This window comes from Flavobacterium piscinae (assembly GCF_004122145.1).
Lineage (GTDB): Bacteria > Bacteroidota > Bacteroidia > Flavobacteriales > Flavobacteriaceae > Flavobacterium > Flavobacterium piscinae.
The window spans coordinates 86,389-108,306 of record NZ_SBKQ01000009.1 but is presented as its reverse complement, the minus strand read 5'-3'; the positions used below and the strand labels follow the sequence as shown (position 1 = coordinate 108,306).

Below are 21,918 nucleotides of genomic sequence, written 5' to 3'. Positions count from 1 at the left end.
CCATGAATGAGTTTTTGCAATTTTTTATTTTGTTTCCGTTTTTGGGTTTTATCATCAGTTTGTTTTTACCCGAAGCCAAAGAAAAAACCATTTCTAGGATAGCCTTTGGTACTGTTTTTTTACAGCTAATCGGAATTTCTGCCTTTAGTATTTGGTGGTTGTTTGAGGGAGCTCCCGATTTAAATTTGGTGGAACTTTCCGTTTTGAAAACCGCTCACTATGAGTTTTTTATTGATTTCTATTTTGATAGAGTTTCCGCTGTTTATTTGTTTATCGGAGCATTACTAACGTCAATGATTACCACCTATAGTCGCTATTATTTACATCGTGAAAAAGGATATAAACGATTTTTTAATACCGTTTTATTTTTCTTTTTCGGCTATAATTTGGCTATTCTATCCGGAAACTTTGAAACGTTATTTATAGGTTGGGAAATCATCGGGATTTCTTCCTTTTTATTAATTGCTTTTTACAGAGAACGTTATCTTCCCGTAAAAAATGCGTTTAAAGTGTTCTCGATTTATCGAATTGGCGATGTAGGTTTGTTACTAGCCATGTGGGCCAGTCATCATTTGTTTCATGAAAATATCACTTTTATGAAATTAAATAATTACGAATTGGTGAATGAGCATTTACAAAATCATTCAATTATCGGAATATTTATAGCGTTATGCTTGGCATGTGCTGCTGCTGCAAAATCAGCTCAAATTCCATTCTCGTCATGGTTACCCAGAGCAATGGAAGGACCTACGCCTTCCAGTGCAATCTTTTACGGGTCTTTATCCGTTCATTTGGGGGTTTTTCTGATGTTGCGAACGTTTCCGTTTTGGGAACATCAAACCGCAATTCGAATTGCCATTGGTTTAATGGGATTGACTACCAGTTTAATGGCATCTTTAATGGCTAGAGTTCAGTCTTCTGTAAAAAGTCAAGTGGCGTATAGTTCTATTGGACAAATCGGAATAATTTTTATTGAAATAGCTTTAGGTTTTGAAACATTAGCCTTACTTCACTTTGCCGGAAATGCTTTTTTACGTACGTATCAATTATTAGTTTCTCCCTCTGTAGTTAGTTATTTGATTCGTGATCAGTTTTATCATTTTAAACCTAAAGAAAAAGCCATTGAAGATTCGTATCCCAAAAAGATAGAATACACCTTGTATATCTTAGCTTTAAAAGAATTCAATTTAGAAGGATTTTTGAATTTTGTATTGTGGAGGCCTTTGAAAATTATAGGTAAATCGTTGGATTTTTTAAACATCAAGCGAATTTATTTTTTCTTTATACCACTCTATTTGATTGGATTTTTAACTTATAAATTTAGAGTGGAATTGCCTGGTCAAATAGCCAACGTGCTCCCGGAAATATTCGCGTTTATTGGATTGGTCTTTGTTTTTAAATCGTTTTCTGAACGAAGAAGTCCTTTTTTAGCATGGATTTTAATCGTGATGAATCACTTTTGGATTGCATTAGCGATTGTGTTTAATGATAAAGTGAGTGTGAGCGAAATTATTTATTATTTGGCAGGTGTAGTAATTGCGGGAATTATTGGGTATATAGCTCTTATTCAGTTGAGTAAGCTGGAAAAGAGAATCCTTATAAATCAGTATTTGGGTCATGTGTATGAACATCCAAAATTTGCTTTTTTCTTTTTAGTAGCCACACTTGGCATCACCGGATTTCCCATTACATCAACCTTTATAGGCGAAGATTTGATTTTTAGTCATATCGATAGCCAACAACTTTTTTTGGCCTTTTTTGCGGCATCGAGTTTTGTAGTATCCGGTATAGCCGGCATCCGAATCTATGCTCGATTATTTTTAGGGCCACACGTGAAAACGTATCATGAATTACCTTATCGTTCCTCTTAATTTTTAAAATAAATATGAAATCAACTATAAATAAATATGTTCCTGCTGATGGATTAGCAGGCTTAAAAGAGAATTTTAAAACGGATGCAATATCCGGTTTTATTGTGTTTTTATTAGCATTACCATTAAGTTTGGGTATTGCAAAAGCTTCTGATTTTCCACCCATAATGGGTTTAATTACGGCTATTATTGGTGGGATTATTGTGTCTTTTTTTATGGGTTCTCGTTTGACCATCAAAGGCCCTGCCGCAGGTTTAATTGTAATTGTCGCCGGTGCTGTAGCCGAATTTGGTCAAGGTGACAACCAATTGGGTTGGAAATTAGCTTTGGGTGCCATGGTGGTGGCCGGAATTATTCAGATTTTATTTGGAATATTGAAATTGGGTAAACTAGCCGATTTCTTTCCACTTTCAGCCATTCATGGAATGTTAGCAGCCATAGGAATTATTATCATCGCCAAACAAATTCCGGTTTTATTGAATGATAATCCGGCATTAGCCAAAGGTTTGGGGCCAATTGAATTATTGATGAATATTCCAAAATTTATTTTGAATCTGGATGCAAAAGCTTCTATTATTGGAGTAGTAAGTTTGGCTATTATGATGGGTTGGCCTTATCTCAAAAACAAAACCATCAAAATGATTCCGGCTCCTTTGGTGGTGCTTTTGTTTGCTATTCCCTGTGAGTTATTTATGGATTTTGCTCATACCGAACCACCTTATGCTTTGGTAAAAATTGGTAGTTTGGTTGATAGTTTAAACATTAATGCCAGTTTTGACGGGATTTCACAAACCGGACTGTTTGTAAAATATGTGATTATGTTTGCTTTGGTTGGAACATTAGAATCTTTGCTAACAGTTAAAGCGATAGATTTATTGGATCCATTTAAACGAAAATCAAATATGAATAAAGATTTGATAGCTGTTGGAATTGGAAATACAATTGCTGCTTTTTTAGGTGGTTTACCTATGATTTCAGAGGTAGCACGTTCTTCATCCAATGTAAATAATGGGGCTAAAACCCGATGGGCCAACTTTTTTCATGGTTTTTTTATTTTACTTTTTGTGTTGTTAGCCACACCGATACTAGAAATGATTCCAAACGCAGCATTAGCTGCAATGTTGATTACGGTTGGTATAAAATTGGCTCATCCGAAAGAATTTATTCATACGTTTAAAATTGGGAAAGAGCAATTGGCTATTTTCTTAGTGACCATTTTCTTTACTTTGTTTGAAGATTTATTGATAGGAATTGCTGCCGGTATGGTTTTGAAAATTATTATTCATTTAGTCAATGGAACTCCTGTTTCATCGTTGTTTAAAGCTCCTACTTTAGTTTCTTTTGAAGGCAATAATTATCTAGTAGAAATAAATAAAGCAGCGATTTTTACCAATTTTTTAGGAGTGAAAAGCAAATTAGAAGCTATTCCATACGGATTTAATGTGACCATTGACCTTAAAAAGACAAAACTAGTGGATCATTCTGTGATGGAAAATTTGGAACATTTCAAACATGATTATGAAGCCAATGGGGGTTCAGTTATTATTAAAGGATTAGAAAATCACCAACCACTTTCCAATCATCCATTGTCTTCCAGAAAAAACAAAATCACAGCATAGTATGAAAAATAATAGTTTTTATTGCAAAAGAATTTTGTTTGTTTTTGGTTTATTTATATCAACAAGTTATGCTCAAATTAAAACAAATAATGAAAATATCTGGTTGCATTATGTTGGGAAAAATAAGTTGACTGAAAAACTGTCATTTACATTGGAAGCTACCATGCGTTACGCCAACGGATTTTCTGAAAAACAACAATATTTTGTTCGCCCTTCAATCGACTATCAACTTACCAAAAGTTTTATAGGTAGTATTGGTTACACACATTATACCACTTATGTATATGGAAATCCGTCGTTGAATAGAATAAATACTCCCGAAGACCATTTTTGGGTGCAAGGAACCTATATGCACCAAAAGGGGAAGTTAAAATTCACGCATCGATTGCGAGATGAATTTCGATTTGTGGGTATTGCAACTCAACAAACAAACGGTGCATTCGAAATCACTGACTATGAATACAGAAATCGATTAAGGTATATGGTTTTAGTGAATTTTCCTTTACTAAAAAAAGAGGATACAACAAAGTTATTCAGTATTTTAGGGGATGAAGTATTTATGAATATTGGTTCTAATGCGGGTAAAACATTTCTAAATCAAAACCGAATCATTGGTGGAATAGGCTATAATTTGAATAAAAATCATCAATTACAGCTGTGCTATATTCAGCAGCACATTTGGAATTTTTCGAACACACTCCAAGAAGATAATCCGACTGTTCGATTAAGTTATATTACCAATTTTGATTGGCGAAAATAATTTCTTTAACCTTTTTAAAACAAAAATCCGTCAAGAATTACTTCAAGACGGATTTATTATTTGTTTTTAGTCTTAATACTTAATACTAAAATCTTAATTCTAAATTACATCATCCCCGGCATTCCGCCACCCATTGGCATTCCACCACCGGCGTTTTCTTCTTTAATTTCTACTAAAGCACACTCGGTAGTCAGAATCATTCCGGCAACTGAAGCAGCATTTTCTAATGCTACACGCGTTACTTTTTTCGGGTCGATGATTCCTGCTTTTAGCATATCCACATATTCGTCGGTTTTCGCATTATAACCAAAATCACCTTTACCTTCGGCTACTTTTGCAACCACGACAGAACCTTCTAATCCAGCATTTTCAACGATGGTTCTTAAAGGTGCTTCTACTGCACGAGAAACAATTTGAATTCCGGTTGCTTCATCAGCATTGTCTGCTTTTAAGTTAGCTAAAACAGTTTTTGCTCTTAATAAAGCTACACCGCCACCGGCAACAATACCTTCTTCAACAGCGGCTCTGGTTGCATGTAAAGCATCATCAACACGGTCTTTTTTCTCTTTCATTTCCACTTCAGAAGCAGCACCTACATAAAGAACGGCAACACCTCCGGCTAACTTAGCCAAACGTTCTTGCAATTTCTCACGGTCATAATCCGAAGTTGTGGTTTCCATTTGAGCTTTAATTTGGTTGATACGATTTTTAATCATGTCGCCATTTCCGGCTCCGTTTACAATGGTTGTATTGTCTTTATCAATGGAAACTTTTTCAGCTGTTCCTAACATTTCTAAAGTTGCATTTTCTAACGTATAACCACTTTCTTCAGCAATTACAGTTCCTCCGGTTAAGATGGCAATATCTTCCAACATCGCTTTTCTTCTATCCCCAAAACCTGGAGCTTTGACAGCTGCAATTTTTAAGGCTCCACGTAATTTGTTTACAACTAAAGTAGAAAGAGCTTCTCCATCTACATCTTCAGCAATAATCAATAAGGGTTTTCCGGATTGAGCTACGGGTTCCAAAACTGGTAATAACTCTTTTAAAGAAGAAACTTTTTTATCGTATAATAAAATGAATGGATTTTCTAATTCCACATTCATTTTTTCAGGATTGGTTACAAAGTAAGGTGATAAATAACCTCTGTCAAATTGCATTCCTTCTACTACATCCACATACGTATCGGTACCTTTTGCTTCTTCAACCGTAATTACACCTTCTTTGCCTACTTTTCCAAAAGCGGTGGCAATTAACTCACCAATAACTTCGTCATTATTGGCAGAAATCGAAGCTACTTGTTTGATTTTTTCAGTAGAACTGCCTACTTCTTTGGCTTGCTTGCCTAAATCGGTAACAATTGCTTCAACAGATTTGTCTATACCTCTTTTTAAATCCATCGGATTAGCTCCGGCAGCAACGTTTTTCAAACCTTCTTTCACGATAGCTTGTGCTAAAACAGTTGCGGTAGTGGTTCCGTCTCCGGCTAAATCATTGGTTTTTGAAGCCACTTCTTTGACCATTTGAGCCCCCATGTTTTCTAATGGATCTTTTAATTCAACTTCTTTGGCAACCGTTACACCATCTTTGGTTACGGTTGGTCCACCAAATGATTTGCTGATCGTTACATTGCGTCCTTTTGGACCTAAAGTTACTTTTACTGCGTTTGCTAATGCGTCAACGCCACGTTTTAAACCATCGCGTGCTTCGATGTCGAATTTAATATCTTTTGCCATTTTGTTTAAAGTTTAAATAATTTTAATTTTCAGTTAATCATTATACGATAGCTAAAATATCGTCTTCTCTCATGATGAGGTAATCTTTGCCGTCTAATTTTAATTCGGTTCCGGCATATTTTCCATATAAAACCGTGTCACCTACTTTAACGGTCATGGTGTGGTCTTTTTTTCCGTTTCCAACGGCAACAACAGTACCTCTCTGTGGTTTTTCTTTTGCAGTGTCCGGAATAATAATTCCTGAAGCTGTTGTAGTTTCAGCAGCTGCCGGTTCTACTAAAACGCGGTCTGAAAGGGGTTTAATGTTTACTGACATAATTATTTTGTTTTATTAAATTAAGTTTGACGGTTTTGATTAGTCAGAAATTATGCCAATTGGTAAAAACTGACATTTTTTCAGCATGATTGTTTTCAAAAAAAAATCCCGAAAAAGTTCGGGATTATATCAATGGATTATAATATAAATTATTCTGCTGCCGGAGTAGTTTCGGCAGGAGTTGGACTAGCTGTTGGAGCTGTCGTTTCAGCTGGAGCAGAAATTTCTGTTTTGGCCGGAACATTACTTTTATCAATTTTAATACTTTCATTATTGTCATTGAAAGCTAAGCTTGAAAACATAATCAAAGCAATCAAAATAATACCCAATGTCCAAGTACTTTTATCTAAAAAGTCAGTGGTTTTTTGAACTCCACCAATTTGTTGTGAGTTTCCAAAAGTAGAGGATAAACCACCTCCTTTAGGATTTTGAACCATGATTACTACAATAAGTAAAAAACAAACAATTGTTATAAGTACTAAAAAAACTGAAAATCCCATGCTATTGATTATTTTGTTGTAAAATTTTAATGTCTTTAATTCGGTCTGCAAAGAAAATACTTTTTTCCGGATATTTCAAAATTAATATTTCATATGCTTGAATTGCTTTACTATATTTTTTCTGTTCTAAGTAAACCCGAGCTAAGGTTTCAGTCATTAAATGTGTGGTATCGCTTGTCTCTATTGGTTTTGAAGGCAAATCTACTAATTCCTTGGCCGGTGTTATTTTTGGATTCGCTTCGATAAACTTATCAATTATTTCTAATTTTTTTAGTTTACTACTGCTGTTTTCATGTTTTTTTTCCTCTTTTTGAACTGAATTTTGAATTGAAAGTGTTTCTTTTTTCACTTCAATTCGTTCAATAGGTTTAAAACTTGCCAATTGTAACCACTCTTGAAAGGAGTGTTTTTCATTTTGAGAAAACGTAATTGGTTTTCCAATATCCAGTTTTTCTTTTATCTCGGGAATTACTTCTTCACTTAAAGATTCAAAACTGTTTTCATCAATGGATGTTACTTCTTTAGTTGTAGCTTCTTCAATAAGGTCTTCAGAATTTTCAGTAGAGATGATTGTTTCTTCAACTTCATTTTCTGCCAAATTTATGGGATTGGGTTCAATTTTTTCTTCTTCAATAATAGGTTCTACCTCAATTAGTGTTGGAGTAATTTCTGAGACGGTAATTTCTTCCTTAACTTCTTCAAGAATTGAATTGTTCTCCAATTTTACAAAATCAATCTCAGCTGATTCAAATTCAACCGTTGGTTTAACCGAGATTGAAGTTATTTCAGGAGTATCAATTTCATCTGTTTTTTCTGAGACTAGTTCTTCTACATGATGAATCTCACTATCAACAACGTCAATATCCATGAGTAAAGCTAACTTTTTCTCATAAATGTCTTTTTCAATGATTGTAAATTCATCCGATGTAATGAAATCAAATAGAACACTTCTGTCTGCTGTGTGAGCAGCCGTTTGCTTTAATGCAAAATTGTATTTATAGCTGTCTTGATTATACAATCCTTTGAGGTACAATGCCCGAGCACTTTGAAAATAAGGAAAACTTTCCACAACAGTTTCCAAAGCCTTGGCTTGCTTTTCATTTACCGCGTTGGGGTTATTGAGTAAGAATGTATATTCGGATAAGTTCAATTCAATTAGGTGTTGTTGGTTGTCTGACAAATTTATAAAAATTTAACAAGGTAACCTTACTAAATTTTTTAATCTACCATTTTGCTAAAGAGGCATTAAAAATATCCTGCGTGATTCTTTCAAAAAGCTCCAATTTTGCGGCAGCTAACGTGGGACCAATCAATTGCTGTTCGGCCGGATAATCATAGAAAAATGAAAAAGATTTTTCAAAATCATCATCTTCTTTTTTAGTATTTGTAAAACGCACATTAACGGTCATGGTTACCCTGTTTTGAGCCGTTCTTTGGTCGGCAGTTGCAGTCATGGGTGAAATTCGGAATCCGGTTATTTCTCCTTCATAAATTAAGTCGGCACCGCTTGTGGTTAAATTCAAATTGGTTTGATTGACAATTAATTCCTGAAGTGCAATAGTGAAATCACGTTCAAGACCGGGTTCAATTAATTCTGCATTATTTTGAAAATAATTGACTTGAAAGGTTTCTGCATCAATCTTTCCTGTTCCGGTAAAGTTATAGTATTTACAACTGTTTACAGTTATTATTGTTGTTAGGAACAGAAAGTACTTTAATTTTTTTTTCATAATTCTACAAATCAAATTGTTTAATTTTTCGATATAAAGTGCGTTCCGAAATACCTAATTCATCTGCCGCAGCTTTGCGTTTTCCTTTGTTGCGATCTAAAGCTTTTTTAATGAGTTCAATTTCTTTGGCATCCAAGCGTAAGGTTTCTTCTTCTTCCACCGCTTCGGCAAATAGATAGTTTTGATCGTCATCTTCGTCTTCAAATTCCTCTTGTTGTGCATTATTTTGAGGAGGAATTACACTCATTCGGGGTTCTTCAAAAGTAATTTCTGTATCTTCTTTCTGACCGTAAATTTTTTGAATTAAATTTTTATTTGCCTCTTGTACTTTGGCACTGCCATTTTGCATTAATTCTAAAGTAAGTTTTTTCAAATCATTCAAATCACTTTTCATATCAAAAAGCACTTTGTATAAAATTTCTCTTTCATTACTAAAATCGCTTTCCGACTTTTTATCTTTGATAACCGCCGGAAGATTAGAGCCTTCTTGCGGTAAATAAGCATATAATGTTTGGTAAGAAATAGTTCTATTGGTTTCTAAAACTGAAATTTGTTCTGCAATATTACGCAACTGACGAATATTTCCGCTCCAGCGATATTTTAACAATAAATCAACCGCATTATCATCTAATCTGATGGGCGGCATTTTGTATTTCTGACTAAAATCGGATGCGAATTTTCTGAACAATAAATGAATGTCATCTTTTCGTTCGCGTAAAGGGGGTAAGTTAATATCGACTGTGCTTAAACGATAATATAAGTCTTCACGGAATTTTCCTTTTTCAATGGCGTCAAACATATTCACGTTGGTAGCCGCCACAATACGAACATTGGTTTTTTGCACCTGCGACGAACCTACTTTTATAAATTCACCATTTTCCAACACACGAAGTAAACGAACTTGGGTAGTTAACGGTAATTCACCCACTTCATCCAAAAATATGGTTCCGCCATCGGCTACTTCAAAATAACCATCACGAGCTCCGGTTGCTCCGGTAAACGAACCTTTTTCGTGACCAAATAATTCGCTGTCAATGGTTCCCTCCGGAATGGCTCCACAGTTTACTGCAATATATTTTCCATGCTTTCTATGTGAAAGTGAGTGAATAATTTTTGGAATACTTTCTTTTCCCACGCCACTTTCACCGGTAACTAAAACCGAAATATCAGTAGGAGCCACCTGAATGGCTTTTTCTATTGCACGATTGAGTTTCGGATCATTTCCGATGATTTCAAATCGTTGTTTTATGTTTTGAACGGATTCCATGTTTTAATTTTTTGCCACAGATTAAAGGATTTTCACTGATTTTTAAAGTACAAATCTTTTGTGTTGTAAAGATTTTGTTTGAAAATTTACTAACAAACCTATTTCCGAATTTGCTAGTTTCATGTAATTTAATATTTGTGCCTTGTGTTCATTTGAAAATTCTTTTACTGCTTTTACTTCTAATATAATATCTTCGTTTACAATAAAATCGGCATAAAATTTATGAGGTAAAATTTTACCTTTGTAATTTATTAAAAATTCTTTTTCTCGTTCAAAAGGGATGTTATTTTCTGTTAATTCAATTTCAATGGCATTTTTGTAAATAATTTCCAGTAATCCTGGGCCAAGATTTTTGTGGACTTCCATACAGATTCCAATAATTTTATATGTTTCTTCTTCTCTGTAAAGTTGCATTTTTATAATCTGTGTAAATCTTTTAATCTGTGGCTATTTAATTCATCATCTCAGAATAACCAACTGCTTCTCCAATCAAAGTGGCAGCGGTACAATCGTTTATTTTTACCATTACAAAATCACCTACTTTATAGTTTTCTTTTGGAAAAACCACCACCGTATTTTGGGAGTTTCTTCCGCTCCAATGTTCGTTGGAACGTTTCGATTCTTTTTCAATCAACACTTCCACTTCTTGTCCAACAAATCGTTTGGTTCTTTCTAAACCTAATTTTTGTTGTAAATCGATGATTTCGTTTAAACGTCTTTTTTTCACTTCTTCCGGCACGTCATCTTCCATTTTTCGGGCGGCTAAAGTTCCGGGTCGTTCCGAATAGGCAAACATAAATCCAAAATCATATTTCACATATTCCATTAAGCTTAACGTATCTTGATGATCTTTTTCAGTTTCAGTAGGGAAACCAGAAATCATATCCTGTGAAAGCGAAATATCCGGAATGATTTCATATATTTTATCCACTAAGGCCATGTATTCTTCACGGGTGTGCTGACGGTTCATTTCTTTCAAAATTCTTGTGCTTCCACTTTGCACCGGTAAATGAATGTAGTTGCAAATGTTATGGTACTTTGCCATAATTTCAATCACTTCCACATGCATATCTTGCGGATTGGAAGTAGAAAAACGGAAACGCATTTTCGGAAACTGCACCGCACACATTTCCAACAACTGAGCAAAATCAACAGCAGTGGCTTTTTGCATTTCAGTCGTTTTGTCAAAATCTTTTTTCAAACCGCCGCCATACCATAAGTAACTGTCAACATTTTGACCTAAAAGCGTTACTTCTTTAAAACCTCTTTCGTACAAATCTTTGATTTCTTCTAAGATACTTTGCGGCTCTCTACTTCTTTCGCGACCACGTGTGAACGGGACCACGCAAAATGTACACATATTGTCGCAACCACGGGTGATGGAAACAAACGCATTCACGCCATTACTGTTCAATCGAACCGGAGAAATATCGCCATACGTTTCCTCTTTGGATAAAATCACGTTGATGGCATCTCTGCCTTCTTCCACTTCTTTCAATAGATTTGGAATGTCTTTGTAGGCATCGGGTCCTACGACCATATCTACAATTTTTTCTTCTTCCAAAAACTGGCTTTTCAAACGCTCCGCCATACAACCCAAAACACCCACTTTCATGGTTGGATTGATTTTTTTGACGGCATTGTATTTTTCCAAACGTTTGCGAACCGTTTGCTCGGCTTTGTCACGAATGGAACACGTGTTGACCAAAACCAAATCGGCTTCCTCCAAATTTTGGGTGGTGTTATAACCTTGTTCATGCAAAATGGAAGCTACGATTTCACTATCCGAAAAATTCATCTGACAGCCATAACTTTCTATAAAAAGCTTTTTGGTGTTTCCTTCTTTTTGTTCTAAAACCAAGCTGGTTCCTTGCTTGTTTTCTTCTATAATCTTCTCCATAATCGATTTTATCTGAAATCAGTCTGCAAAGATAATACTAAAATTGAAAATATGACAAGATGGCAGATGTTGTTTAACAAAATATTACCTCAAAAAACAGATTTGCCAACGGTTTTTATTTTCCAAAAATCAATAATTAAAAAAAAACCATACTTTTGTTGCCAAACAAATACGCACATGGCAAAGAATTTAGTTATCGTTGAGTCACCGGCAAAAGCAAAAACCATCGAAAAATTTCTTGGAAGTGATTATCAGGTAGAGTCCAGTTATGGGCATATTGCTGACCTTCCATCTAAAGAAATCGGGGTTGATGTAGAACATGATTTTAAACCTAAATATGAAGTTTCTGCAGATAAAAAAGCTTTGGTGAGCAAACTCAAAACGTTAGCTAAAAATGCCGAAATGGTTTGGTTGGCAAGTGATGAAGACCGAGAGGGAGAAGCCATTTCTTGGCATTTGGCGGAAGAATTAAAATTAGACTCAAAAAAAACCAAACGAATTGTTTTTCATGAAATCACCAAGTCCGCCATTCAAAAAGCAATTGAAAATCCACGCGGAATTGACTATAATTTAGTAAATGCACAACAAGCCCGCAGAGTTTTAGACCGATTGGTAGGGTATGAATTATCCCCCGTTTTGTGGAAAAAAGTAAAAGGAGGTTTGTCTGCCGGACGTGTACAATCGGTTTCAGTGCGATTGATTGTAGAAAGAGAGAGAGAAATTCAGGAATTTAAAGCTCAAGCTACCTATTCTGTAACCGCTGAATTTGCGAACGAAGCCGGAAAAACATTCAAAGCTAAACTTCCTAAGAATTTTTCAACTAAAAAAGAAGCAGAAGATTTTCTTCAAAAAAATATAGGTTCTATATATAAGGTGTCAGATTTAGAAACGAAGCCAACCAAAAAATCTCCGGCTGCACCGTTTACAACATCTACATTGCAACAAGAAGCGGCTCGAAAATTATATCTTCCGGTTGGAATTACCATGCAAATTGCACAGCGTTTGTATGAAGCCGGATATATTACTTACATGAGAACAGATAGCGTTAATCTTTCACAAGAAGCGATGGCTGCCGCTCAAGCTGAAATTACACGTTCGTATGGCAAAGAATTCAGTAAACCAAGAAATTTTACCAGCAAAGCCAAAGGAGCACAAGAGGCACACGAGGCGATTCGTCCAACAGATATGTCGAAACACACCTTAAATATAGAGAGAGATCAAGCCCGTTTATATGATTTGATTTGGAAAAGAACATTGGCTTCGCAAATGAGTGATGCGGAATTAGAGCGAACTAATGTGAAAATTGAAGCCGACAATCATAATGAACATTTTGCTGCAACCGGAGAAGTGATCAAATTTGAGGGTTTTCTAAAAGTTTATTTAGAAGGAAATGATGACGATGATGAAGAACAAGAAGGAATGTTACCGGCCATGAACGTCAACGAACGTTTGGTTAACAATTATATTACTGCAACTGAACGTTTTTCAAGACCGGCAAGTCGATATACAGAAGCTTCTTTAGTTAAGAAATTAGAAGAGTTAGGAATTGGAAGACCTTCAACATACGCACCGACAATTTCAACTATCATTAACAGAAATTATGTTGAAAAAGGAAGTTTTGAAGGACAAGAAAGAAAATACAATCAATTAACCTTAAAAGGAAGTGATATTAAATCAGTGGTGTTAACTGAAAATGCCGGTTCTGACAAAGGAAAATTGGTGCCAACCGACATTGGTATAATTGTAAATGACTTTCTGGTGAAGAATTTTTCAACCATCTTAGATTATAATTTCACCGCTAAAGTGGAACAAGATTTTGATGAAATTGCCGAAGGAAACGAAGATTGGACAAAAATGATGCGTGATTTCTACAATCATTTTCATCCGATTGTAAAAAATGTAGAAGAAAATGCCGATAGAGAAAGTGGAGAACGTATTTTAGGAATAGACCCAAAATCAGGAAAACCGGTTTCGGTTCGATTAGGGAAGTTTGGCCCTATGGCACAAATTGGTGACATTGATGATGAGAATAAACAATTTGCCAGTTTAGGTACAGATCAGAATATTGGTACAATTACCTTGGAAGAAGCTTTAAACTTGTTTTTATTGCCAAAAAATTTAGGTACATATAAAGGTGAAGAAGTAGAAGTGAACAATGGTCGATTCGGACCTTATGTTCGTTTTGGAAAAACTTTTGTTTCCCTTCCAAAAGGGGAAGATCCATTGGATGTAACTATGGAAAGAGCAAAAGAACTTATTGATGAAAAAAACCAGGCCGATGCTCCAATTGGTGAATATGAAGGTTTTCCAATTCAAAAAGGAGTTGGTCGATTTGGACCTTTTATTAAGTGGAATGGTATGTTTATCAATGTGAGTAAAAAATACAATTTTGATAAATTATCACAAGCTGATTTGAATGAATTGATTGAAGACAAACAACAAAAAGAGATTGATAAAGTCATTCACGATTGGAAGGCAGAAGGGATTAAGGTTGAAAAAGCAAGATGGGGACGTTCGATAATTACCAAAGGAAAAATTAAAATTGAATTGAGCAAAGACATTGATGCTGAAAAATTAACCCTCACTCAAGTGCAGGAATTGATTGAAAAAAAAGCTCCCGCAAAAAAAACAACCGCAAAAAAAGCACCTGCTAAGAAAACAGCCGCAAAAAAAGCAACAGTTAAAAAGAAATAATTTATGGCATTTGATTTTTTAGAACCTGTTGACGTTTCGGTATTAGACTTTGTTAAAAATTTGAATTCTCAAACAATTGGAAAAAAAACGGTTTTTCATACTCAAGATGATTTTCCCGATTTAAACAAAATTAAAATTGCAATTATTGGTGTTTTAGATAATCGTGGAGGTAATTCAGGTCAAGAAGTTAATCTAAAATTTATCCGCAATGAATTTTATGCTCTATATCCGGGCAATTGGCATGCTACTATTGCTGATTTAGGGGATATTCCACAAGGCAATACGCAAGAAGATACCTATTATGCTGTAGCCAAGATTGTTGCTGAATTAATTAAGAAGCAAATTGTTCCAATCGCACTGGGTGGCTCTCAAGATTTGACTTATGCCATGTACCGCAGTTACGACAGTTTAGATCAAATGGTTAATTTAGTTACTTTAGACAATAGATTTGATTTTGGAAAAGATGAATCCAAAAATACAGCAGATTCCTATCTGTCTAAAATAATTATTAATGAGCCAACAAATCTTTTTAATTATAGTAATTTAGGTTTTCAAACTTATTATAATTCGCAAGAAGAGATAGATTTAATTGAAAAATTGTATTTTGATGCCTATCGTTTGGGAGAAGTAAGTTCTAATCTTTCCTTGGCTGAACCCGTTTTTAGAGATTCCGATATCGTTTCCGTAGATTTAACATCCATAAAATCAGCAGATTCAGGAAATTTTGTTACTTTTACACCAAATGGTTTTAATGGTAAAGATATTTGTGCTTTATCACGGTATGCCGGACTAAGTGATAAAGTTTCTTCATTTGGTATTTTCAATCATAATAATTTAGCTAATGAAAGCGTTTTAATTGCTCAAATCATTTGGTATTTTTTAGAGGGATATAATTTCAGGTCGTTGGAATATCCTAATTTAAATCAGAATTTGTTTTTAAAATATATTGTTCCGGTAGATGATATTGAATTGATATTTTTTAAAAGCCCAAAAACAGAAAGATGGTGGATAGAAATACCATTTATTTCAAATGTTAATAATAAATTAAAAAAAAATACGTTATTGCCCTGTACACATGAAGATTATTTGCGAGCTTGCGATCAAGAAATCCCGGAAAGATGGTGGAAAGCACAACGAAAGAATCTTATATAATTAAAGATAAAATCTTACAAAAACAACAAAAAGATGTATTTCATCGACAAAATATGTATTTTATCGATGTTTTTCTTTTAAGATTTGAAGATTATTTTTAGTTTTGACACAGAAAATAAATTTTACAATAAATAATTGCATTTTTAAAAAATTATAAATAGGTTTACGGCCTTAAAAATTCGAGTACATGATAACCCAAATTTATATGAAGAAGTTCATCGCGTTTTCAACGATTTTAGTAACACTGGTTAGCTGTGGTTCAAGCGACAAAGGAGAGCTTGTAGGAGTTAAAGGTAAGAAATGGCATCCTGAGAAGCCTTATGGTATGACATTGATTCCTGGCGGAGCATTTATTATGGGTAAATCAGATGATGATTTAGCTAATGTGCATGATGCACCAACTAAAACGGTAACTGTACGTTCATTTTATATGGATGAAACGGAAATCACTAATAGTGAATACCGTCAGTTTGTGGAGTGGGTTAAAGATTCAACTATTTACATGAAGTTAGCGATTTTAGCTGATGAAATGGGTCAAACGTCAACTGGTGGAGGCGGTAAAAAAGGAGGAGCCAGTATTGGTGACTATGCTTTTGCTGATGCTGATCCTGAAAAAATGACACCGTATGATAAATATATGTATGAAAATTACTATAGCGTAGGAACAGAGGATGATATGTTTGCAGGAAGAAAATTGAATAGAAAAGTAAAACTTATCAAAGAAACTTCTAAATACCCGGACGAATATTATGTTGAAGTAATGGATTCAATGTATTTGCCAGCTGCTGAATCATACAATGGTTTGAGAACAATTGATGTGAATAAATTAGAATTCAGCTATACTTGGATGGATATTCAAGCGGCTGCAAAAGCTAAAACAGGAAAAAGATCTGACTTTATTAAAAAAGAAAAAGTGAAAGTATATCCGGATACAACGTCTTGGATTAAAGATTTTGCTTATTCATACAATGAGCCAATGCACAATGACTATTTTTGGCACCAAGCCTACAGTGATTATCCTGTAGTAGGTGTTTCTTGGAAACAAGCAAAAGCTTTTTGTGCTTGGAGAACATTAAACAAAAATACGTACAGAAAGAAAAAGAAACAGGAATTTATTAATACGTTCCGTTTACCAACTGAAGCTGAGTGGGAATATGCAGCAAGAGGTGGTCTTGAATCAGCAACATACCCATGGGGAAGTTTATATGCTAAAAATGACAGAGGTTGTTATTTAGCAAACTTCAAACCAAATCGTGGGGATTATGCAGCGGATGAGGCTCTTTACACGGTTGAAGCAAAATCTTATGAGCCAAACAATTACAACTTGTACAACATGGCCGGTAATGTTTCGGAATGGACAGATTCATCTTATGATGCGGCGGCTTATGAATATGTTTCTACAATGAACCCAACGGTAGGTGATTTGAAAAACAAACGCAAAGTAATTCGCGGTGGTTCATGGAAAGATGTAGCCTACTTCCTGCAAGTAAGTACTAGAGACTATGAATATGCAGATTCTGCAAGAAGCTACATTGGATTTAGAACTGTTCAGGATTACATGGGAACTCAATCAACCGGAAACAGAAAAACCGGAAAAGCAAAATAAACCAACAAATTAAAATTTAAACCAACTTTATATTAATTAACTTAACTAACTAAAATTTTTTATTATGGCACTTTTAAGTAAAAAAACAATGAACTTTGCTTATGGAATGGGAGCTGCGGTTGTAATCGTAGGAGCATTATTCAAAATTATTCACTTTGAGATCGGATTTTTAACAGGAAACGTGATGTTAACCATTGGTCTTGTTACTGAAGCTATCATTTTCGCATTATCAGCATTCGAACCAGTTGATCACGAATTAGATTGGTCTTTAGTTTATCCAGAACTAGCTGGAGGTGAAGCCAAAGAAAAAGGTAAAAAAGAAGAAGCTAAAGATGCGCAAGGTTTATTGTCTCAAAAATTAGATGCAATGTTAAAAGAAGCTAAAGTTGATGGTGAGTTAATGACGAGCTTAGGGAACAGCATCAAAAACTTTGAATCAGCAGCAAAAGGTATTGCTCCAACAGTTGATTCAATTGCAGGCCAAAAGAAATACAGCGAAGAATTATCAATGGCAGCTGCTCAAATGGAATCTTTAAACAGTTTATACAAAGTACAATTAGAAAGTGCATCCAGAAATGCAGAAGCTAACAAAGAAATTGCTGATAATGCCGCTAAATTAAAAGAGCAAATGCAAGCAATGACGGCGAATATTGCTTCCTTAAACAACGTTTATGGTGGAATGTTGTCTGCAATGGGAAATAGAGGATAATTAGTTTTATCAATTTAACAAACAATTTTAAAAAAACTAATTAGAAATGGCAGGAGGAAAATTAACCCCTAGACAGAAGATGATTAACCTGATGTACTTGGTTTTCATCGCGATGTTGGCACTTAACATGTCAAAAGAAGTATTATCAGCGTTCGGATTAATGACTGAAAAATTAGCGTTGTCAAATGAAGATGCTAAAGGGCGTATTGATAATGATATTAAAGCAATGGAGAAACAAATGGAATCGCAACCTGAAAAGTATGGTCCATTGGTATCTAAAGCAAAAGAGGTTGAAAAATTATCGAATGATTTTTACGCTTATATTGAAAAGTTAAAATCAGAAATGATGGCAACTGTTGAAGACCCTAAAGATTATGAAGTTCAAGACAAAGCAGATTTTTTGGATGAGAAATTCTTTATTGGTGATAAGTTAAAACCTGAGGGTCAAGCTTTTTATGACAAGATTAATGGTTATAGATCTGGCATAGCAAAAATTTTGGGAAGTGATCCAAAATATAAAGGTGTTATTGAATCTGTTAATAAATCATTTAGCACAGAGCCTGTAGTTAACAGAGATGGTATCAAAGTTGACTGGATGGATTATCACTACAAAGGTTATCCAATGGTAGCTTCAATGACTAAACTTTCAGCATTACAGTCAGATATTAGAAAAGCACAAACAGATGTTTTGAATTCTATGGTTGCAGAAAAACTAAAAGTTGAAGCGTCTTTAACAAATTTTGAAGCAATTGTTGTTCCAGACAAAACTGCATTTTTTGCTGGTGAAATGTTTAAAGGTAAAATCATCTTAGGTAAAAAGGATAAAACTTTAAAAGCAAATTCAGTAGTTGTTAATGGAAGAGAAATTCCTGCATCAGCTATGCAAGAAGGACAAACCATTTTAGAATTCGGAGCCGGAAATGTTGGAGAACAAAAAATATCAGGAAAAATGACTTTTACTGATTTTGATGGTAAATCTTTTGATATTCCAGTAGAATCTTCATATTCTGTTATTCCTAAACCAAATTCAGCTACAATTTCTGCAGACAAAATGAATGTGGTTTATAGAGGTGTTGCTAATCCAATGACTATTTCATTTGCCGGAGTACCTGATAATTTAGTTATTCCAACTGCTCCAGGTTTAAGCAAAGGTTCTAAACCAGGTCAATACAATATGAATCCAGGTCAAGGGACAGAAGTGACAATAAGTGTTACAGGTAAGTTGCCAGACGGAACAACCGTATCAGATAAAAAATTATTTAGAATTAAAAACGTACCTGCACCATTTGGTGCTATAGGTAAAGAGATGGGAACTTTGAAGGGAAGTAAATCTCGACTTGAAGCATCTCAAATTACAGCAGAATTACCTGATTTCTTGTACGATCTTCAATTTAAAGTTACTCAGTTTACTTTTAAAGTACCTGGTCAAGCAGCAGTAATTGTAAATGGTGATAGAGTGAATGCTCAGTGTAAAGCGGCTTTAGCAAGAGCTAGTCGTGGTGATGTTGTTACTATCTCAGATATTAAAACTGTAATTCCTGGAACCAATATTGTTACAGGAAGAACTTCTCCTGTAATTTACGAAATACAATAATTTAAGAAACCAATCGTTATCTTACTATAACCTACAAAAGAATAAAGATGAAGTTAAATACAGTAATAGCATGTTTGTCAATCTTATTTGTTGCACAAATAGGGCATGCACAGTCAAATCTGTTGAATGCGAAAACGCCTGATGAAATTGGGAAAAAGACTGCCGCTCAAATGGAGGCGGACAATGATAAACCTCTTCAATATGGTTACGTTCATGACAGAGACGTATTGATGGGTAAGATGGTATGGGAAATCATCGATTTAGATGAAAGAATTAATTTTCCATTGTATTTCCCGGTAGATACCGCTAATATTGGTAAAGACAGAAGATCTTTGTTTGATGTGTTATTAAAAGAAATAAAAAATGGTAGAATAACAGAAGTTTACTATGATGATTATTTTAACTCAAAAAAATCATTAAAAGACATGTCTTCTTCTTTTACCTATATTGATACAACAAATGCAGGAAGAGATGAAATCAATAACTACTATGACGATTATAAGTCCGGCAGAAAAGTATTAGATCCACAGTTTATCGATAAACGTGAGTTAACATCATATGACGTTTCTGGATACAAAATTAAAGGTTATTGGTATTTTGACAAGCGTCAAGGTGAGATGAAATATCGTCTTTTAGGAATTTGTCCGGTTTCTCCTGAAGCTCGTGAAATTGGTGCTGAAAATCCTGATGTAATTGAATTATTTTGGGTTTATTTTCCATCCACAAGAGATGTTTTGCATGAATGGACAGCATTCAATGACAAGAACTCAGCTATGCCGATTACTTTTGACCATTTGTTAAATTCACGTCGCTTTAGTGGTGTAATTTATAAAGAAGAAAACGTGTACGGTGATAGGCAAATTCAGGAATACATGAAAGATAATGCTCTTAACCAACTTTTAGAATCTGAAAGAGTGAAAGAGAAAATCAGAAACTTTGAACAAGATATGTGGAATTATTAATCCATATAAATTAATAACAAAAAACTCTTACTTCACGGTAAGAGTTTTTTATTTTTGTACTATGATTGACTATTTAATTGTTGGTTCCGGTTTAGCCGGAATAGCCTTTACCGAAAACGCCCTTCAAAATCACAAATCGATTGCGGTTTTTGATAATCATTCGCAGAATTCATCTTCCATCGCAGGTGGTCTTTACAATCCGGTAATATTAAAGCGTTTCAGTGAGGTGTGGAAATCGCAGGAGCAAATTGATTTGGTTAATCATTTTTATGCAAATTTGGAGGTTAAACTAAAGAATAAGTTTGATTATAAAATACCAATCTTTAGAAAGTTTTATTCCGTTGAAGAACAAAATAATTGGTTTGTAGCTTCGGATAAACCAAATCTTGCTCCTTTTTTAGCTACAAAAATCAATTATAATCGTTACAATGGTATTCATTCTCCTTTTGGTTTTGGTAAAGTTATGCAATCCGGTTATGTGGATACAGCTTCTTTATTAAAAGAATACCAAAAGTATTTGATAAAAAATAACTTGTTCAATGCTGAGACTTTTGAGTATGATCAATTAATAATTCAAAGTGATTCGATAATCTACAAAGGGAATGAATACAAAAATGTAATATTTGCCGAAGGATTTGGTGTACATGACAATCCTTTTTTCTCTCAATTACCACTGGATGGTACGAAAGGTGAATTGCTAATTATCAAAGCACCAAGCTTAGATTTAGATGTTATCATTAAATCTTCTGTATTTATTTTACCATTAGGAAACGACTTATTTAAAGTAGGTGCTACTTATAATTGGGAAGATAAATCAGCAACTCCTACGGAACAAGGGAAACAAGAATTAATCACCAATTTGAAATCAATGCTCACTATAGATTTTGAAATAATTGAACATTTGGCAGGTGTCAGACCTACGGTTAAAGACCGACGTCCCATGGTGGGAACACATCCTAAATACAAGAATCTTCATGTTTTAAATGGACTGGGAACCAGAGGAGTCATGCTTGCACCAGCAATGGCTAAAGTATTGTTTGAACATATTGAACATAAAATTCCTTTAGAAAAAGAAATTGATATCAAACGTTTTAAAAAAATTAATTGGGATTAATGCTTGTGTTCTTTCCAATTTTTATCAAAATGAACAAACATATTAATCCAAATGTTTCTGGATAATCGTAAAATAATGGGAAAAGTAAAAATTAAAGTCGCCACAATAGCAATAAAGGAATGAATTAAACCTAATCCAATAAAAACATTTGAAATGATAAATGCCGCCACAGCAAATGCAATGCTCAAAGCATAACTTACATACATAGCTCCATAAAAAAAAGAAGGTTCCATTTTGTAGCGGGTACCACAATGACTACAAGTGTCATGCATTTCAAATATTTTACCCAATTTGTATGGGTTTTTTTCCACATACATGCTTTCTTCTTGGCATTTAGGACAACTTCCTGTTAAAATGCTATTGAGTTTGGATCCTTTTTTTAACATTT

General features: G+C 34.4%; 19 protein-coding genes. 10 read left to right on the top strand and 9 right to left on the bottom strand.

Going from position 1 to position 21,918, the window contains the following annotated elements; genetic code table 11:
- Window positions 1–2 precede the first annotated feature (2 nt).
- The 3 genes from EQG68_RS09830 to EQG68_RS09820 are packed head-to-tail and all read left to right on the top strand — an operon-like array spanning window position 3 to window position 4,250.
- A complete protein-coding gene (locus tag EQG68_RS09830) occupies window positions 3–1,871 on the top strand; it encodes a proton-conducting transporter transmembrane domain-containing protein (protein WP_129464715.1) in 1,869 nt (622 codons plus the stop codon).
- A 14-nt stretch (window positions 1,872–1,885) separates the two neighbouring features.
- Window positions 1,886–3,490: a SulP family inorganic anion transporter gene (locus EQG68_RS09825; protein WP_129464714.1), complete on the top strand. Its 1,605-nt coding sequence runs from the start codon at window positions 1,886–1,888 to the stop codon at window positions 3,488–3,490.
- Between the two features lies 1 nt (window position 3,491).
- Complete coding sequence (locus tag EQG68_RS09820; RefSeq protein ID WP_129464713.1) at window positions 3,492–4,250, top strand: DUF2490 domain-containing protein; 759 nt, start codon at window positions 3,492–3,494, stop codon at window positions 4,248–4,250.
- Window positions 4,251–4,354: 104 nt separating this feature from the next.
- Here EQG68_RS09820 and groL read toward each other — a convergent pair whose 3' ends face one another.
- The 8 genes from groL to miaB all read right to left on the bottom strand — a co-directional run bounded on the left by groL (window position 4,355) and on the right by miaB (window position 11,699).
- Entirely contained in the window at window positions 4,355–5,986 is a 1,632-nt protein-coding gene (gene groL, locus EQG68_RS09815) for a chaperonin GroEL (protein WP_129464712.1), read from the bottom strand.
- A gap of 40 nt (window positions 5,987–6,026) precedes the next feature.
- On the bottom strand, window positions 6,027–6,302 hold the full coding sequence (locus EQG68_RS09810) for a co-chaperone GroES (RefSeq protein WP_129464711.1): 276 nt from the start codon (window positions 6,300–6,302) through the stop codon (window positions 6,027–6,029).
- Between the two features lie 149 nt (window positions 6,303–6,451).
- Entirely contained in the window at window positions 6,452–6,802 is a 351-nt protein-coding gene (gene secG, locus EQG68_RS09805; protein WP_129464710.1) for a preprotein translocase subunit SecG, read from the bottom strand.
- A 1-nt stretch (window position 6,803) separates the two neighbouring features.
- On the bottom strand, window positions 6,804–7,982 hold the full coding sequence (locus EQG68_RS09800) for a tetratricopeptide repeat protein (protein ID WP_246011711.1): 1,179 nt from the start codon (window positions 7,980–7,982) through the stop codon (window positions 6,804–6,806).
- Between the two features lie 43 nt (window positions 7,983–8,025).
- Entirely contained in the window at window positions 8,026–8,532 is a 507-nt protein-coding gene (locus EQG68_RS09795; protein ID WP_129464709.1) for an LptE family protein, read from the bottom strand.
- A gap of 4 nt (window positions 8,533–8,536) precedes the next feature.
- On the bottom strand, window positions 8,537–9,799 hold the full coding sequence (locus tag EQG68_RS09790) for a sigma-54 interaction domain-containing protein (RefSeq protein WP_129464708.1): 1,263 nt from the start codon (window positions 9,797–9,799) through the stop codon (window positions 8,537–8,539).
- A gap of 42 nt (window positions 9,800–9,841) precedes the next feature.
- Window positions 9,842–10,213 (bottom strand): GxxExxY protein, encoded by a 372-nt coding sequence (locus tag EQG68_RS09785; RefSeq protein ID WP_129464707.1) that lies wholly within the window; start codon window positions 10,211–10,213, stop codon window positions 9,842–9,844.
- 37 nt (window positions 10,214–10,250) lie between these two features.
- Window positions 10,251–11,699 carry a tRNA (N6-isopentenyl adenosine(37)-C2)-methylthiotransferase MiaB gene (gene miaB, locus EQG68_RS09780; protein WP_129464706.1) on the bottom strand — a complete coding sequence of 483 codons (1,449 nt, stop codon included), beginning with the start codon at window positions 11,697–11,699 and terminating at the stop codon, window positions 10,251–10,253.
- A gap of 177 nt (window positions 11,700–11,876) precedes the next feature.
- On the opposite strand from miaB, the gene topA reads away from it, so the two are divergent.
- The 7 genes from topA (at window position 11,877) to EQG68_RS09745 (ending at window position 21,530) form a co-directional block, all read left to right on the top strand.
- Entirely contained in the window at window positions 11,877–14,393 is a 2,517-nt protein-coding gene (gene topA, locus EQG68_RS09775) for a type I DNA topoisomerase (RefSeq protein WP_129464705.1), read from the top strand.
- A 3-nt stretch (window positions 14,394–14,396) separates the two neighbouring features.
- Window positions 14,397–15,545 (top strand): formimidoylglutamase, encoded by a 1,149-nt coding sequence (locus EQG68_RS09770; protein ID WP_129464704.1) that lies wholly within the window; start codon window positions 14,397–14,399, stop codon window positions 15,543–15,545.
- Window positions 15,546–15,750: 205 nt separating this feature from the next.
- Window positions 15,751–17,151, top strand: a complete 1,401-nt coding sequence (porK, locus tag EQG68_RS09765; RefSeq protein WP_129464703.1) for a T9SS ring complex lipoprotein PorK/GldK — start codon at window positions 15,751–15,753, stop codon at window positions 17,149–17,151.
- A gap of 64 nt (window positions 17,152–17,215) precedes the next feature.
- The gene (porL, locus tag EQG68_RS09760) at window positions 17,216–17,860 is read left to right on the top strand and encodes a type IX secretion system motor protein PorL/GldL (protein WP_129464702.1); all 645 of its coding nucleotides are present in this window, start codon (window positions 17,216–17,218) and stop codon (window positions 17,858–17,860) included.
- A 46-nt stretch (window positions 17,861–17,906) separates the two neighbouring features.
- On the top strand, window positions 17,907–19,454 hold the full coding sequence (gene porM / locus EQG68_RS09755; RefSeq protein WP_129464701.1) for a type IX secretion system motor protein PorM/GldM: 1,548 nt from the start codon (window positions 17,907–17,909) through the stop codon (window positions 19,452–19,454).
- A gap of 47 nt (window positions 19,455–19,501) precedes the next feature.
- Window positions 19,502–20,416, top strand: coding sequence for a type IX secretion system ring subunit PorN/GldN (gene porN, locus EQG68_RS09750; RefSeq protein ID WP_129464700.1), 915 nt, complete (start codon window positions 19,502–19,504; stop codon window positions 20,414–20,416).
- Window positions 20,417–20,477: 61 nt separating this feature from the next.
- The gene (locus tag EQG68_RS09745) at window positions 20,478–21,530 is read left to right on the top strand and encodes an NAD(P)/FAD-dependent oxidoreductase (protein WP_129464699.1); all 1,053 of its coding nucleotides are present in this window, start codon (window positions 20,478–20,480) and stop codon (window positions 21,528–21,530) included.
- Here EQG68_RS09745 and EQG68_RS09740 read toward each other — a convergent pair.
- Window positions 21,527–21,916, bottom strand: coding sequence for a DUF983 domain-containing protein (locus EQG68_RS09740; RefSeq protein WP_129464698.1), 390 nt, complete (start codon window positions 21,914–21,916; stop codon window positions 21,527–21,529). The two genes, EQG68_RS09745 and EQG68_RS09740, sit on opposite strands and share 4 nt — an antisense overlap.
- Between the last annotated feature and the right edge of the window lie 2 nt (window positions 21,917–21,918).